Below are 14,131 nucleotides of genomic sequence, written 5' to 3' on the forward strand. Positions count from 1 at the left end.
TTACGGCGTGCGCGCGGTGGATCCGCGACGCGAACTCGATTGATCATGCTCCGGGCGGCGGCGCCCTCATCCACCCCGACTTCCTCGGGCAACCTTCTTCCGCCATGCGGGAGAAGGAGCGTGGTTGCGAGCCGGCCCTCTGGTCCGCCGCCCCCAAGCGCAATTCTGGAGCATGGCCCTTGTCTATAGGAACAGCGTCCCGCAGTCAAGGACTATTTTCATAATCAGTTCACACCACCCCACCCTTCCGCCGCCGCGGCCAGCGTTTCGGCCACAGCACGATAAAATGCGGCAAATCGTCGATTTCGACCTCGCTTTCCAGCGCCGCCACGCGGCCGCGCACCGAGACGCCGGCGCGATGCACGCTGTCGGGATCGCCGGTCAGCAGGGGATGCCAGTCGGGCAGCGGCTTGCCCTCGGCGCGCAGGCGATAGGCGCAGGTCGGCGGCAGCCAGGAGATGGTCTTCAGCGCCGTGACGCTCAGCCGCACGCAGTCCGGAACCTTGGCCTTGCGCTTCGCATAGTCGCGACAGCGCCCGCTCGCCGGATCGAGCAGGTCGCAGCCGACATTGGTGTGGTGGATCGCGCCCGAGTCCTCGTCCTCGAGCTTGACCAGGCAGCAGCGCCCGCAACCGTCGCAGAGCTTCTCCCATTGCGCGCGCGTCAGGCGCTCCAGCGGCAATGTCCAGAACGGCTCCTTCGTCTCGTCGTCCCCGCGGCTCGTCATTCCCTTACGCTCGACCCTCGTCCCTGGCGCTCAGCGCTCTTATTTCATTCTGTCGGCGAGCGACAGCGGGCCATCGTCAAGACGGCTTCGGAAGTGCTATATCCGCTCACCGGCGCCCATCGACAGGCTGAGGAGCGGCGAATTGCTCGAGCGTATTCGATCCTCGCGTTTATACAAGCGCATCGCCAGGCTTCTGCTGGCCCTCGACGCCTATATCGACTCGAGCCTGTTCGACTCGAGCCGCGGGGCGCGCGAAACTTACGAGAATTTCTCCGCCTTCATGCACCGCTTCCAGGTGCGCGGCCTGCGCCGCATCGGCGTCGAGCTCGGCTGCGAGGCGCTGACGCTCTCGCTCGGCGGCGCCGTGGTGGCGGCGGCGCTCGCGGTCTCGGCCATGCGCATGACCAGCGACGATTGGCTGAAGAAGCAGGATCTCTCGATCACCGTCCTCGACCGCTATGGCGCCGTGGTCGGCCAGCGCGGCATCAAGCACGACGACGCCGTCCCGCTCGACCAATATCCCGATTACGTCATCAAGGCGGTGCTCGCCACCGAGGACCGGCGCTTCTACGAGCATTTCGGCATAGACGTCATCGGCACGCTGCGCGCCGTCACCGTCAACGCCCGCTCCGCCGGCGTCGTGCAGGGAGGCTCGTCGATCACCCAGCAGCTCGCCAAGAACGTCTTCCTCTCCAACGAGCGCACCATCACCCGCAAGATCAACGAGGCCTTTCTCGCGCTCTGGCTGGAGCAGCGCCTCGCCAAGCAGGAGATTTTGAAGCTCTATCTCGACCGCGTCTATATGGGCGGCGGCACCTTCGGCATTCAGGCCGCAGCGGAGTTCTATTTCGGCAAATCGGTGCGCGACGTCGATCTCGCCGAGGCGGCCATGCTGGCCGGCCTCTTCAAGGCGCCGGCGAAATATGCGCCGCATGTCAACCTCCCCGCCGCCCGCGCGCGCGCCAATGACGTGCTCGACAATCTCGTCGTCGCCGGCTTCATGACGCAGAGCCAGATCGTCGCCGCGCAGCGCAATCCGGCGACGCCGATCGAGCGCAGCCGCGACCAGAGCCACGATTGGTATCTCGACTTCGCCTTCAAGGAGGCGCAGCGTCTCGCCGAATCCGGCAAGCTCGGCGACAATCGCGTGCTCGTCATCCGCACCGCGCTCGATCCCAATGTGCAGAAGCGCGCCGAGGAGGTGGTGGAGGAGAATTTGCGCGAGAGCGGACGCGCCTATCACGTCAAGCAGAACGCCTCGGCCTTCATGGACATAGACGGCGCCGTCCGCGCCATCATCGGCGGGCGCGATTATGGCGTCAGCCAGTTCAACCGCGCGACCGAGGCGGCGCGCCAGCCGGGCTCCTCCTTCAAGCCCTATGTCTATCTCACTGCGCTGATGAGCGGCAAATTCAAGCCGACCACCATCGTCACCGATCGGCCGACCTGCATCGGCAATTATTGCGTGCACAATTACAACGGCGGCTACGCCGGCTCGCTGCCGCTCTCGCTGGCGCTCGCCAAATCGCTCAACACCATCGCCATTCAATTGTCGATCGCGATCGGCAATGGCGATTCGCATGCGGGTCGCGCCAAGATCATCGACACCTGCCGCAAGCTCGGCATCACCACGCCGCTCGAGGACACGCCCTCGCTGCCGGTCGGGCAGAGCGACGTGATCCTGCTCGAGCATGCGGCCGGCTACGCCGCCTTCGCCAATGGCGGCAAGCGGACCATCCCCTACGCCGCGACCGAGATTCGCAACAGCCGCGGCGAATTGCTCTATGAGCATGATCGCGATGCGCCGCCGCAGGAGCAGGTCGTTCCATTCGAGAAGATCGCCGATCTCGACACGATGATGAAGCGCGTCGTCGAGGAAGGCACGGGCGGTCGAGCGCAGCTCGGCCCGGGCGTCGACGTGATCGGCAAGACCGGCACCACAAACGGCTATAAGGATGCGTGGTTCTGCGGATTCACCGGCAATATGGGCGGCTGCGTCTGGTATGGCAACGACGACAACGAGACCATGAACAACATGACCGGCGGCACGCTGCCGGCCAAGACCTGGCACGACATCATGGCCTATGCGCATCAGGGCATAGCGATCAAGCCCATCCGCGGACTGGCGAGCCCGGCGACGCTCGCCGCGCTCGACTCGGCGCCGGCCAAGACGGTGGAGCTCGGCGCGCCAGCGCGTCCGGCGGCGCTGTCGCGCGGCGCGCTCGACGCGCTCAGCGATATCGAGTCGAAGATCAAAGGCGTCGATGTGAAGCGCGCCGCCGCGCCGACCGCCGCCAATGTCGAGCCGCCGCCGGCGCCGAGCCGCGGCCGCCGGCGATGAGCGAGACGCCGCGCGCATGACCAATTACCTCAAAGCCTTCGCCGTGATGATCGCCGGCCTTCTGATCGGCTTCGCGCTCACCGCCGTCTCGCTCGGCCTCGGCCGCGGCTTCGGCCAGATCGTCGCCGGCCCCTGGATCGCCTGGCCGCGCCACGGCGGCGCCGATATCGATCCTTATGCGCGCGCCATGCTCGCGCGCACCGGCGAGGCGCCGCTCGGCCGCGAGCAGGGCCTCGCCTTCATCGCCCACGCCGATTCGAGCGGCGCGGCGCTCGACGGTCGCTGCGTCTATTCGATCACCGATCCGACGCCCGCGGCGCGCTATTGGACGCTCGGCGCCGCATCGACCAATGGCGCGCTGATCGACAATCCGGCGCAACGCTATGTCTTCACCTCCGCCGAGCTTCTTCGCCATGAGGGCGGCGGCTTCGCGATCGAGACCGCCGAGGAGGCGCGGCCGGGCAATTGGCTGCCGACGCGCCGCGGCCCCTTCATCTTGATCCTGCGTCTCTACGACACCACGCTCGACACGGAAGTCGCGCCCGACCCCGCGACCTTTCCGCAAATCACAAAGCTCGGCTGCGCATGAAACTCCTCGATCGATTGCTCGATTGGCTGCCCTGGACGCTGGCGACGATCTGCGTCGCCGGCTCGGTTCATATCATTTCTATTCTGCTGATGCCGGAAGTCGCGCCGCGCAACGCCTTCGCGCGTCTCGCGGCGGCGGCGCGCGCCGCGCCGACGACGGAGGCCGGCGTCGCGCTGCTGCCGCGCGAGACGCCGGGCGCCGAGGTCATGCCCTTCGAGGACCCGGCCTTCGCCGAGGGCGTCTGCCTGTTCGATCTCTCGAAAGGCCTCATGCGCGTCGTCGCCGACGCCGACCCGGAAGATTATCTGGCGCTGTCCTTCTACGCGCGCACGGGACGCGTGTTTCACGCCGCGACCGACCGTTCGGCGATCAAGGGAAAGATCGAGGTGATGATCGGCGACGCCGCGCAGATCGAGAACCTCGAGAGCCAGGACGAAGAGGCGCCGCCCTCCCAGGTGCGCGTGACCTCGCCGACCAAGCGCGGCTTCGTGCTGATCCGCTCGCTGGCGAAGCGCATGAGCGACCGCGACCGCGCCGAGCAACGCCTGCGCATGGTGAAATGCGAGACGGTGGCGGAGCCGGAGAGCTGACGCGCACGACATGGAGCGCAACCTACCCCTCTCCCCGCTCGCGGGGAGAGGCTGGGTGAGAGGCTCGGGAGATTACGCGCTGTCTTCCCTCAACGCGCAGAGCACGGCCTCGGCGACCGCCTCGGCATTCTTGTAAACATATTGGTTGGTGAAACGGATGACGCGATAGCCCTCGGCGTTCAAAAACGCCGTCCGGCGCGCATCAGCGGCGATTTCCTCCGCGCTCGAATGTGTCTCCCCATCGATCACGACAATCAGCTTTGCGTCTCTGCAAACGAAATCCGCAATGAAAGGACCGATGGGCTCTTGCCGGACGAATTTGAAACCGCCGAGGCTTCTATTCCGCAGGCGCCCCCAGATGGTTTTTTCAGCCGAGGTCGCCTCGCGCCGCAGCTCGCGAGCGCGACGCGTTTCGATCAACCGCAGCCCGCGCATGAAAGGTCTCCGCTAATCTCCCCAGCCCCTCACCCGGCCTCTCCCCGCAAGCGGGGAGAGGAGAAGGCCAGCGCCCGCTGATTCATTCCTCGATCAATATCGCCCGCGTCAGGCCGCGCAGCGAATTGCCCATCAAAAACTCCTCCTGGGCGAAATCCTCGAGGCGCAGCAGGCTTTCGTTCACGGCGCCCATTGTGAGGAGATAAGCGCGCAAGGTTCCCGGCAGCAGGCCGCAGGCGAGCGGCGGCGTCAGCAGCCCGCCGTCGCGCACGAGAAACACATTGGTGCGCGCGCCTTCGCACACTTCGTCGCGCTCGTTGAGAAAGAGCACCTCGTCGGCGCCGCAGCGCAGCTTCGCCTCGGCGAGCTCGCGCTCGTAGATTTCGCGAAGCGTGGTCTTGTGCTGCAGCATCGGATCGTCGGAGGCGAAGCGCGCCTCGGCGACGGCGACGCGCCAGACCGTGTCCGACGACGTCTCCTCGAAGGGCAGAGCGCTCGTCTCATAACGGCCGTCGCGCGCCAGCACGAAGCGCACGCGCAGCCGATCGTCCATCGGGTCGTCGACCGCTTCCTTCAGAGCGGAGAGAAACATCTCGTCCGAATGCTGAAAGCCGAGCGCGCGCGCGGAGGCGCGCAGGCGCGCGACATGCTGCTCGAGACAATAGAAGCCGCCCCCCGCGGTCCACAGCAAGGTCTCGATCAGACCGAACTCGTCAGCGCTCCGGTCAGAAATTTCGCCTTGATCAGACATTCCTCATATTCCTCGCGCGCCCGCGAATCGGCCACCACCGCAGAGCCGACGTTGCAGACGAGCTCTCCGTCCGGGAACAAAGTGAGCGTGCGGATCGCCACATTGAATCGAATCGCCCCGTCCGGCGCGATGAGGCCGAGCGAGCCGCAATAGACGCCGCGAGGGGCGCATTCGAGATCGCGAATGATCTCCATCGCGCGAATCTTCGGCGCGCCGGTCACCGAGCCACAGGGAAACAGCCCAGCGAACAAATCGGCGAGCGTCACGCCCGGGCGCAGCTTCGCCTCTATGCCGGAAGTCATCTGATGCAGCGTCGGATAGGTTTCGACGGTGAAGAGATCGGTGACGCGCACCGAGCCGACTTCCGAGAGACGCGAGAGATCATTGCGCAGCAGATCGACGATCATCAGATTTTCGGCGCGCGATTTCTCATCCTGCGTCAGCAACGCCGCGCGCGCCATATCCTCGTTCGGCACATAGCCGCGCCGCGCCGTCCCTTTCATCGGACGCGCGCGAATGACGCCGTCGCAGACGTCGAAGAACACTTCCGGCGACAGCGAGACGATTCTCTCCTCGCCGAGCGCGACGACGCCGCCATAGGCGACCGGCTGGCGCTTGCGCAGCGCGCGATAGAGCGCCGTCGCCTCGCCCTCATAGCGGCCATAGAGCGGAAAGGTCAGATTGATCTGATAGACGTCGCCCGCATAGATGAACTCGCGGCAGGCGTCGAAACGCCGCGTATAGTCGGCGAGGGTCCAGGCCGGCGTCAGCGCGATGTCGATCGAGGGATCGCCGGCGGCGAGCGAGGCGGCGTTGCGCCACTCATATTGCCGCGGCGTACGGAAGGCGCCGAACAGCAGCAGCGGCGTGCGCGCGCGAGGGAGCGGGCCGCCGAGAAACTTGCGCTCCAGCGCATAGCCGAGCTCATAGCCGGCATAGCCGGCGAGATAGAGCCCGCGCCCTGACGCGGCCTCCATGCGTGCGAACGCCTCGGCGACCTCGTCCGCCTCATGGGCGACGATGATCTCCTCCGGAGCGTCGAACAGCAGCGCCCCGCCCTCGCGGCCGTCCTCGAACACGACGAAGGGGCCATCCGGGGCGCGGCTCGGATCATAAGGCTCGCGCCCGCGTATCTCGGCGATATGGAACAAGCGCGGAACTCCGGTTCGCAGCGAGGGAGCGCCTTCGCCCTCCTATTCGAGGTCCGACGTTCGGGCGAACGCCGGAACCGCGATCTTATATCAGCCGGGCCTCCGTATGAAGCCGCAAGTCGCGGCCCGCGCCTGCGAGCGGGACCCAAGAGTGCCGCACCCGGCCGAAACATAGATCGGCTTCGCCCTTGGCGAAGAGGCAATGGCTGCCTATCATGAGAAAAGCCGGAAGACTGACGCCGCCGATCCGACGTTTCGCCAATTGCAAGATCGCGATCTACCTCGACGCATCTCGAGAAGCCGCAATGATTAGGGCTCCGTCATTGCGAGGAGCGAAGCGACGAAGCAATCCAGGGGCCGCCCCACGGCTCTGGATTGCTTCGCTCCGCTCGCAATGACGGCCCAAGCTTCCCCTGTTTACCCACATCAAATTACTGTTTTCAAATGATCTTTTTCCCAGTCTCTACATCGAAAGCCGGGGCTTTCGCGCCATCGTCGAGATCAAGACCTCGGCGGTGAGGGTGGCCGACGCGATGGAATGGGCAGCGTCGAACACGAGCCTGCTCTGATCGACGCAAGAACTGCGACGGCCAGAACTGCCGGAGGACCCCTCCAAAATTGCCGCCGCGGCCCCGGCGCTATATGACAGGGGAAACAAAGCGAGCCCCCATGACCTTCGCCGCCCCTGCGCCCACCGCCGCGACGCGCCTCCTCTTCCTCGGCGACGTGGTCGGCCGCGCGGGCCGCAAGGCGGTGACGGACCGGCTTCCCGAGCTGCGCCGCCGCTGGGCGCTCGATTTCATCGTCGTCAATGGCGAGAACGCGGCTGGCGGCTTCGGCATCACCGAGGCCATTTGCGACGAGATTCTCGCCGCCGGCGCCGATTGCGTCACCACCGGCAATCATGTCTTCGACCAGCGCGAGGCGATGGTGTTCATCGAGCGCCAGCCGCGCCTTCTGCGCCCGGTCAATTATCCGCCCGGCACGCCGGGGCGCGGCGCCAATCTCTACACGGCGGCGAACGGCCGACAGGTGCTGGTCGTCAATGTGATGGGCCGCGTGTTCATGGACGCTATGGACGATCCTTTCGCCGCCATAGAGCGCGAGGTCGGCGCCTGTCCGTTGGGCATGGCTTGCGACGCGCTCATCGTCGACATACATGCGGAGACGTCCAGCGAGAAAATGGCGATGGGCCATTTCGTCGACGGCCGCGCCTCGCTGGTCGTCGGCACGCACACCCATGTGCCAACCGCGGACGGACAGATTTTGCCGAATGGCACGGCCTATATGACCGACGCCGGCATGACCGGGGACTATGATTCGGTCATCGGCATGGACAAGGAGGAGCCGTTGCGCCGCTTCACCCGCAAGACGCCGGGCGCCCGCCTCGAGCCCGCCCAGGGCGAGGCGACGCTGTGCGGCGTCGCGGTCGAGCTCGACGCCGCCGGCCTCGCGCTGCGAATGGCGCCGGTGCGGCTCGGCGGGCGGCTGGCGCAGTCTGCGCCCTTCTTCTGGGAAAAAGAGACGGCGCCCGAGCGAGCGCTGGAGAGCGGAGCGCCGCAGCGATGAGATGGGAAGATTTTCGCCGATCCGAGAATATCGAGGATCGCCGCGACTCCGATTATGCGGAAGCCGGCGCCGGCTCGGGCTTCGGCATCGGCGGCGGCGGGCTCGGGCTCGGCACGATGGTCGTGCTCGGCATCATCGCCTATGCGCTCGGCATCAATCCGGCGGTGCTGATCGGCGGAGCCGAAATGCTCCACAAGATGGGCGGCGGCGGCCAGGTGGCGCAGCAGCGCGCCGACCGCCCCACCCGCCAGGCGCCGAGCGGCGCGCCCAGCGACCGCCAGGGCCAGTTCATCGCGGCGGTGCTGGCCGAGAACGAGGATGTCTGGTCGCATGTGCTGCCGGACCAGAAGGGCGTGCGCTTCACGCCGCCGCGTCTCGTGCTGTTCAACGGCGTCACCGGCTCGGCCTGCGGCCGCGCGCAATCGGCGATGGGGCCGTTCTACTGCCCGATCGACCGCAAAATCTATCTCGACACCTCCTTCTTCAAGGACATGGACCGGCGTTTCGGCGGCGGCGGCGATTTCGCCTACGCCTATGTGATCTCCCATGAGATGGGCCATCACATCCAGAACGAGCTCGGCCTTCTGCCCAAGGTGCAGCGCGCCCAGCAAATGGCGTCGAGCCGCAGCGAGGCCAATTCGATCTCGGTGCGCGCCGAGCTGATGGCCGACTGTCTCGCCGGCGTCTGGGCCGCCCACGCTAACAAGAACTGGCGGATATTGGAGCCCGGCGACGTCGAGAAGGCGATTCGCACCGCGCAGGCGATCGGCGACGACCGACTGCAACGCTCGGCGCAGGGCTACGCCGTGCCGGACAGCTTTACGCACGGATCTTCCGCGCAACGCGCCGAATGGCTGCAGAAGGGACTGCAGAGCGGCCAGATCGACAGCTGCAACACATTTTCGGCGCAGAGGTAGCAGAGCGCGCGCTCCCTTCTCCCGCAGGGCGCACGGCTGTCCGGGGAATGAGTCGATAAGTCGCGGGCGCATGCCTGGTACTTCCGAAGGTTTCGGGGTATTTTCCGGTTGTCGAGACTGGAAAATAAAGGACCAGACATGCGCTTCCAGAATAGCGTTTTTGTCGACTTGCTCAAGCCGATCGATCGTCGCGCGTTCGGCCAAATCGTCGCGCGCCACAAGGGCGACGCCTACGACAAATCCTTCAAGAGCTGGGATCATCTCGTCGTCCTGATCGCCGCTCAGCTCGGCGGCGAAACGAGCCTGCGCAGCCTCGAGGCCGCCTTCAACGCCAACAGCGGCTCCCATTATCACCTCGGCGTCCGCAGGATCGCCCGCTCCACCCTCGCCGAAGCCAACGCACGCCGGCCCGTCGGCGTCTTCGCCGATCTTTTCGCGCGCCTCTCCTGCGAACTCGACCGCAGAACGCGCCGCGACGGCGCCGAGCTGCTGCGCCTCATCGATTCGACGCCTATCCCGTTGAGCAAATTCCACGACTTCGCCCGCTCGAACGGCCGCATCCACGGCATGAAGATGCACGTCGTCTACGATCCCGGGGTCGACCGCCCCTTCTGCGTCGAGGTCACGCCCGCCAATGTCAACGATGTCGAGATCGGCAAGAAGACGCCGATCGAGGCCGGCGCGACCTATGTCTTCGACAAGGGCTATTATGATTTCAAATGGTGGAGGGACATTCACGAGGCCCGAGCCTTGTTCGTCACGCGCCCCAAGAGCAACACCCGCCTCACCGACCTCGCGGATCGGGAGATGCCGCAGACGCGCGGCGAAGGCTACACCGTGCTCAGGGATTGCGAGGTCGAGCTCGCCAGCAAGGGCGACTCGAAACTGCCCATGCCGCTGCGTCGCCTTCATATTCAACGCGATGCGCTGAAGGACGGCAAGCCGCAGCTGATCGTCGTGATCACCAACGACATGACGCGTTCGGCGGTCGAGATCGCCGCGCTCTACAAGGCGCGCTGGGCCATAGAGCTGCTGTTCCGCTGGATCAAGCAGCATCTCAACATCCGCAAGTTTCTCGGCGAAAACGAGAACGCCGTGCGGCTGCAGCTGATCGCGGCGATGATCGCTTTCGTGCTGCTGCGCATCGCCGCCCACCGCCACGATATCGAACTCGCGCATCTGCGGTTCTCGGAGCTCGCCGGCAGGTTTCTGTTCGAGCGGCGACCGATCGACAGACTCGAACGGCCGCCGCCCAAATATCAGGCCGCGCGGCGGCGCATATCGCCGAGGCAGCTGGAGCTCGCCTATGCCTGATTTTCCCCGGACAGCCGTGCGCAGGGCGGGAGAAGGTGGCCCCGCGAAGCGGGGTCGGATGAGGGCCCGTCCGTCTTCGCCAATATTTAAGGACCCTCATCCGACCCGGCTTCGCCGGGCCACTTTCTCCCACGAGTGGGAGAAGGGACGCGCTGCTTGCAGACGTACGGATTCGCGTACATATTGGAGCCATGCGCAGCACCTCCTACAGCGACCTCCGTAAAAATCTCGCCGCGACGCTCGACCGCGTGACCGCGGATCACGAGCCCGTGGTGATCACGCGCGACCGCGGAAAGCCGGCCGCCGTGCTCATATCGCTCGAGGACTTCGCTTCCTATGAGGAGACCGCCCACCTCCTGAAGAGCCCCCGCAACGCCGAGCGGCTGCAGGCGGCGATCGAGGCGCTCGACGCGGGCGAGGGAAAAGAGCGCAAGCTCGCGGAATGAAGCTCGTCTTCGCCGAGCAGGCCTGGGAGGATTACCTGTATTGGCAGGCGCAGGACCCCAAGATTGTCGAGCGCATCAATCAACTCGTGAAGGAATGTCTGCAGACGCCCTTTTCCGGGACGGGAAAGCCCGAGCCGCTGCGCGGCGGCCTGCGCGGCTGGTGGTCGCGGCGCATCACGCTCGAGCACAGGCTCGTCTATCGCGTGGAAGGCGAAAGCCTGATGATCGCGCAATGCCGTTATCATTATTGAGGCGTCCCTCCTCCGCTCGCGGAACGCCCCTCGTATCGTCCGTGCGCACCAGCGGAGAAGGAGCCGGCCTCTCAACTCATATGCAGGCCGCCATTCACTTCTATGGTCTGCCCCGTCATGAAGCCGCAGGCGATGATCGTCTGCGCCACCATCGCCACCTCCTCCGGCGACCCATAGCGTCGGATCGGCATGTGCGGCGGCAGCGCGCTTCCGGCGATCATGTCGGTTGCGATGAAGGCGGGCGCGATGGCGTTGGCGGTGACGCCGAATGGCGCCGCATGAGCGGCGTAGTGATGCATCATGCCCTCGACCATGGCTTTCGAGCCGGCGTAGGGGGTGGAGATCACCCCGCCGGTCCGGGCTGCGATCGACGACAGAAAGATCAACCGGCCCCATCCCAATTCGCGCATGTCGGGCAGCACGAGCTGCGTCAGCAGAAAGGCGGAGCGAGCATTCGCCGAGATGGCCCCGTCGAAGTCGTCGACCGTATTGGCGCACACGTCCCGGCGCGTCGCGACGCCGGCGTTGTTGACGAGCACGCCGATCCGGCCGAAAGCGCGACGCGATTTCTCGACGAGGCGCTCGGCGTCGGCGACGTTGGTGAGATCGGCGCGCACCGCAATCGCGCGCCCGCCAGCCCGGGCGATCTGCTGAACGGTCTCGCCGGCGGCCTCGGCGCTCTTGCCGTAGTGCGCGACGACCGGACAGCCGAGTTCGGCGATTGCGAGCGCGATGGCGCGCCCGATGCCGCCGCTGGAGCCGCTCACGATGGCGGGCCGTGGGATATCGAGAGAAATGAGCGGCATTCGATCATGATCCTTTCGAAACGAGCGCTCAAATCGTCCTTCTCGCCCGCGTCGTCATCTCCCCCGCGCGCAGCTTCTTCGCCAGCACTGCGAGATCTCCCGCCGCGCCGAAAGCCGCGCGCGGCGCGATGAGGCCCACGGGTTCGCAGAAGCGCGGGACGAGACGCGTCAGCAGCGAATGCGGGGCCGCGCGCAGCACATGCGCCAGCGCCCGGTCGCCGAGCTCATGGACGTCGCGCAATTCGTCGACGAAGCCGCGCTCTGGCGCATGGCCGGCGCGCAGCGCCAGAACGTCCGGATAGCGCAAGCCAGGCAGAGCGCGGGCGAGGCCCGAGCGCGCGTCGACCGCCTCGACGAGTCCGCAGCCGGCTTCGTCCGCGATGACTCCGAGCCCCGAATCGGGCGGCCCGACCAGAATCGCGTCGGCGACGAGGCCGGCGACGCAGGCCTCGACCAGCGAGGCCAGCGTGCGCACGATGCCCTCGCGCGCCGCGCCGTCACGGGCGCCGGCGGGAGCTGCGTCGAAGGCCAGTATGACGGCCGAGAGCATAGGCGGAGGTTCCGTCTTTGGTTCGAGGGGCCGCTCCACATATTCCACACTCGCGCCCTGCGCGGCAAATTCGCCTTATTTCGCGAAAGGGCGTTGCGGAGAGATGCGCCTTCCGCCACCATCCCGCCATGCCGCACGGCCCCTACCCGCCCGAGCTCCTCACCACCGCGCAGATGGCGCGGGCGGACCGCCTCACCATAGAGAGCGGCGTCGCCGGCATGGCGCTGATGGAGAAGGCCGCCGCCGCCATCGCCGCCGCCGCCACCGCCTTTCTGGTGAAGACCGCCGGGCGCCGCGTGTTGGTGCTGTGCGGGCCGGGCAATAATGGCGGCGACGGCTATGTCGCTGCGCGCATGCTGCGCAGCCAGCGCTTCAAGGTGCGCGTCGCCGCGCTGGTTCCGCCCGAATCGCTGCGCGGCGACGCGCGCGAGGCGGCCTCGACCTGGGACGGCCGCGTCGAGGATGCGACGAGCTGCGACTTCACCGGCGTCGATCTCGTCATCGACGCTCTGTTCGGCACCGGCCTCGCCCGCGATATCGACGGTCCCGCCGCCGTGCTGATCGAGCGGCTCAACGCCTGGCGCGCCGAGACCCGGCAGAAGATCATCGCCGTCGACATTCCCTCCGGCGTCGACGGCACCAGCGGCGCGATTCGCGGCGTCGCCGTGCAGGCCGATTCGACGGTCACCTTCTTTCGTCTCAAATGCGGTCATCTGCTATTGCCGGGGCGGCTGCGCTGCGGAGCCATCTCCTGCGCCCATATCGGCATTCGCTCGACCGTGCTGCAGCAGATCGCGCCGCAGACTTTCGTCAACGAGCCGGACGCCTGGGGCGCCGCGCTGCGCCTGCCGAGCGTCGAGGGGCATAAATATGCGCGCGGCCATGCGGTGGTGGTGTCGGGCGGCGCCTCGCACACCGGCGCGGCGCGGCTCGCGGCGACGGCGGCGCTCCGGGCCGGCGCCGGGCTCGTCACTCTGGCCACGCCGCAGGACGCCGTCGCCGTCAATGCGCCGGCCCTCACCTCGGTGATGCTGCGCGTCGCCGACGGTCCGGCCGGCCTCTCCGCTCTGCTCGAGGACAGACGCAAGAATGTGGTCGCGCTCGGCCCGGCGCTCGGCGTCGGCGAGGATTGCTGCGCGCTCGTCGAGGCGGCGCTCGCCCCCTCGCCCGAGCCCCGCGCGGCGGTGCTCGACGCCGATGTGCTGACCAGCTTCGCCCTCGCGCCCGAGCGGTTGAAAGAGGCGATCGCGAACGCGCCCGGCCCGGTGGTGCTGACGCCGCATGGCGGCGAGTTCGCGCGCCTCTTCCACGGCCAACGCTGGGAGAGGACCCTGTCCGGCGCTCCGATCTCCAAGCTCGAGCGTACCCGCGACGCGGCGCGCGAGGTCGGCGCGGTGATCGTGTTCAAAGGGCCGGACACTGTGGTCGCCGCGCCGGACGGGCGCGCCTCGATCCTGCCCCACGCCACGCCCTGGCTCGCCACCGCCGGCTCGGGCGACGTTCTGACGGGAATTGTCGCCGGCCTGCTGGCGCAGGGCATGGAGCCTTTCGCCGCCGCGAGCTGCGCCGTCTGGATGCACGCCGCCGCGGCCGAGGACTTCGGCCCTGGCCTCATCGCCGACGACATCATAAATCATCTCCCGGCGGCTTGGCGAAGGCTCACCGCGACGCAATCTTAGACCTGCGGCGGCGGC

General features: G+C 66.9%; 15 protein-coding genes. 9 read left to right on the plus strand and 6 right to left on the minus strand.

What is annotated here, in order from left to right; genetic code table 11:
* Positions 1 to 229: 229 nt before the first annotated feature.
* A complete protein-coding gene (locus tag CQW49_RS04090) occupies positions 230 to 727 on the minus strand; it encodes a YcgN family cysteine cluster protein (RefSeq protein WP_003610354.1) in 498 nt (165 codons plus the stop codon).
* Positions 728 to 869: 142 nt separating this feature from the next.
* On the opposite strand from CQW49_RS04090, the gene CQW49_RS04095 reads away from it, so the two are divergent.
* The 3 genes from CQW49_RS04095 to CQW49_RS04105 are packed head-to-tail and all read left to right on the plus strand — an operon-like array spanning position 870 to position 4,247.
* Positions 870 to 3,068, plus strand: a complete 2,199-nt coding sequence (locus CQW49_RS04095; protein ID WP_003610351.1) for a transglycosylase domain-containing protein — start codon at positions 870 to 872, stop codon at positions 3,066 to 3,068.
* Positions 3,069 to 3,084: 16 nt separating this feature from the next.
* A complete protein-coding gene (locus tag CQW49_RS04100) occupies positions 3,085 to 3,657 on the plus strand; it encodes a DUF1214 domain-containing protein (protein ID WP_003610348.1) in 573 nt (190 codons plus the stop codon).
* On the plus strand, positions 3,654 to 4,247 hold the full coding sequence (locus CQW49_RS04105; RefSeq protein ID WP_003610346.1) for a DUF1254 domain-containing protein: 594 nt from the start codon (positions 3,654 to 3,656) through the stop codon (positions 4,245 to 4,247). The genes CQW49_RS04100 and CQW49_RS04105 overlap by 4 nt, the downstream gene beginning before the upstream one ends.
* Positions 4,248 to 4,319: 72 nt before the next feature.
* On the opposite strand, the gene CQW49_RS04110 is transcribed toward CQW49_RS04105, so the two are convergent.
* From CQW49_RS04110 to CQW49_RS04120, 3 genes are all read right to left on the minus strand, one after another.
* Positions 4,320 to 4,682 (minus strand): endonuclease domain-containing protein, encoded by a 363-nt coding sequence (locus tag CQW49_RS04110; RefSeq protein WP_003610344.1) that lies wholly within the window; start codon positions 4,680 to 4,682, stop codon positions 4,320 to 4,322.
* A gap of 82 nt (positions 4,683 to 4,764) precedes the next feature.
* Complete coding sequence (locus CQW49_RS04115) at positions 4,765 to 5,433, minus strand: aminotransferase class IV (protein WP_003610342.1); 669 nt, start codon at positions 5,431 to 5,433, stop codon at positions 4,765 to 4,767.
* Positions 5,382 to 6,584: an aminodeoxychorismate synthase component I gene (locus CQW49_RS04120; RefSeq protein ID WP_003610341.1), complete on the minus strand. Its 1,203-nt coding sequence runs from the start codon at positions 6,582 to 6,584 to the stop codon at positions 5,382 to 5,384. Before CQW49_RS04120 ends, CQW49_RS04115 begins: the two co-directional genes overlap by 52 nt.
* A 669-nt stretch (positions 6,585 to 7,253) precedes the next feature.
* Here CQW49_RS04120 and CQW49_RS04130 point away from each other — a divergent pair.
* The 5 genes from CQW49_RS04130 to CQW49_RS04150 all read left to right on the plus strand — a co-directional run bounded on the left by CQW49_RS04130 (position 7,254) and on the right by CQW49_RS04150 (position 11,081).
* Entirely contained in the window at positions 7,254 to 8,153 is a 900-nt protein-coding gene (locus tag CQW49_RS04130; protein WP_003610339.1) for a TIGR00282 family metallophosphoesterase, read from the plus strand.
* On the plus strand, positions 8,150 to 9,070 hold the full coding sequence (gene ypfJ, locus CQW49_RS04135; protein WP_003610338.1) for a KPN_02809 family neutral zinc metallopeptidase: 921 nt from the start codon (positions 8,150 to 8,152) through the stop codon (positions 9,068 to 9,070). The genes CQW49_RS04130 and ypfJ overlap by 4 nt, the downstream gene beginning before the upstream one ends.
* Before the next feature lie 138 nt (positions 9,071 to 9,208).
* Positions 9,209 to 10,384 (plus strand): IS4 family transposase, encoded by a 1,176-nt coding sequence (locus CQW49_RS04140; RefSeq protein WP_024749735.1) that lies wholly within the window; start codon positions 9,209 to 9,211, stop codon positions 10,382 to 10,384.
* A gap of 191 nt (positions 10,385 to 10,575) precedes the next feature.
* Positions 10,576 to 10,830, plus strand: coding sequence for a type II toxin-antitoxin system Phd/YefM family antitoxin (locus CQW49_RS04145; protein WP_003613168.1), 255 nt, complete (start codon positions 10,576 to 10,578; stop codon positions 10,828 to 10,830).
* Positions 10,827 to 11,081: a Txe/YoeB family addiction module toxin gene (locus tag CQW49_RS04150; RefSeq protein ID WP_003613166.1), complete on the plus strand. Its 255-nt coding sequence runs from the start codon at positions 10,827 to 10,829 to the stop codon at positions 11,079 to 11,081. The genes CQW49_RS04145 and CQW49_RS04150 overlap by 4 nt, the downstream gene beginning before the upstream one ends.
* A 71-nt stretch (positions 11,082 to 11,152) precedes the next feature.
* Here the strand turns inward: CQW49_RS04150 and CQW49_RS04155 are convergent, their stop codons facing one another.
* Both CQW49_RS04155 and CQW49_RS04160 read right to left on the minus strand, forming a co-directional pair.
* The gene (locus CQW49_RS04155; RefSeq protein WP_003613165.1) at positions 11,153 to 11,887 is read right to left on the minus strand and encodes an SDR family NAD(P)-dependent oxidoreductase; all 735 of its coding nucleotides are present in this window, start codon (positions 11,885 to 11,887) and stop codon (positions 11,153 to 11,155) included.
* Positions 11,888 to 11,915: 28 nt separating this feature from the next.
* The gene (locus tag CQW49_RS04160) at positions 11,916 to 12,437 is read right to left on the minus strand and encodes a hypothetical protein (protein ID WP_003613164.1); all 522 of its coding nucleotides are present in this window, start codon (positions 12,435 to 12,437) and stop codon (positions 11,916 to 11,918) included.
* Between the two features lie 128 nt (positions 12,438 to 12,565).
* On the opposite strand from CQW49_RS04160, the gene CQW49_RS04165 reads away from it, so the two are divergent.
* The gene (locus CQW49_RS04165) at positions 12,566 to 14,116 is read left to right on the plus strand and encodes a bifunctional ADP-dependent NAD(P)H-hydrate dehydratase/NAD(P)H-hydrate epimerase (protein ID WP_003613162.1); all 1,551 of its coding nucleotides are present in this window, start codon (positions 12,566 to 12,568) and stop codon (positions 14,114 to 14,116) included.
* Positions 14,117 to 14,131 lie beyond the last annotated feature (15 nt).

The sequence above is a fragment of the Methylosinus trichosporium OB3b genome, assembly GCF_002752655.1.
Classification (GTDB): domain Bacteria; phylum Pseudomonadota; class Alphaproteobacteria; order Rhizobiales; family Beijerinckiaceae; genus Methylosinus; species Methylosinus trichosporium.

Excerpts from the sequence above, each read along its gene's own strand:
- CQW49_RS04090 (WP_003610354.1), bottom strand. The coding sequence starts at position 727 with ATGACGAGCCGCGGGGACGACGAGACGAAGGAGCCGTTCTGGACATTG.
- CQW49_RS04100 (WP_003610348.1), top strand. The coding sequence starts at position 3,085 with ATGACCAATTACCTCAAAGCCTTCGCCGTGATGATCGCCGGCCTTCTG.
- CQW49_RS04105 (WP_003610346.1), top strand. The coding sequence starts at position 3,654 with ATGAAACTCCTCGATCGATTGCTCGATTGGCTGCCCTGGACGCTGGCG.
- CQW49_RS04110 (WP_003610344.1), bottom strand. The coding sequence starts at position 4,682 with ATGCGCGGGCTGCGGTTGATCGAAACGCGTCGCGCTCGCGAGCTGCGG.
- CQW49_RS04115 (WP_003610342.1), bottom strand. The coding sequence starts at position 5,433 with ATGTCTGATCAAGGCGAAATTTCTGACCGGAGCGCTGACGAGTTCGGT.
- CQW49_RS04130 (WP_003610339.1), top strand. The coding sequence starts at position 7,254 with ATGACCTTCGCCGCCCCTGCGCCCACCGCCGCGACGCGCCTCCTCTTC.
- ypfJ (WP_003610338.1), top strand. The coding sequence starts at position 8,150 with ATGAGATGGGAAGATTTTCGCCGATCCGAGAATATCGAGGATCGCCGC.
- CQW49_RS04140 (WP_024749735.1), top strand. The coding sequence starts at position 9,209 with ATGCGCTTCCAGAATAGCGTTTTTGTCGACTTGCTCAAGCCGATCGAT.
- CQW49_RS04145 (WP_003613168.1), top strand. The coding sequence starts at position 10,576 with ATGCGCAGCACCTCCTACAGCGACCTCCGTAAAAATCTCGCCGCGACG.
- CQW49_RS04150 (WP_003613166.1), top strand. The coding sequence starts at position 10,827 with ATGAAGCTCGTCTTCGCCGAGCAGGCCTGGGAGGATTACCTGTATTGG.
- CQW49_RS04155 (WP_003613165.1), bottom strand. The coding sequence starts at position 11,887 with ATGCCGCTCATTTCTCTCGATATCCCACGGCCCGCCATCGTGAGCGGC.
- CQW49_RS04160 (WP_003613164.1), bottom strand. The coding sequence starts at position 12,437 with ATGCTCTCGGCCGTCATACTGGCCTTCGACGCAGCTCCCGCCGGCGCC.
- CQW49_RS04165 (WP_003613162.1), top strand. The coding sequence starts at position 12,566 with ATGCCGCACGGCCCCTACCCGCCCGAGCTCCTCACCACCGCGCAGATG.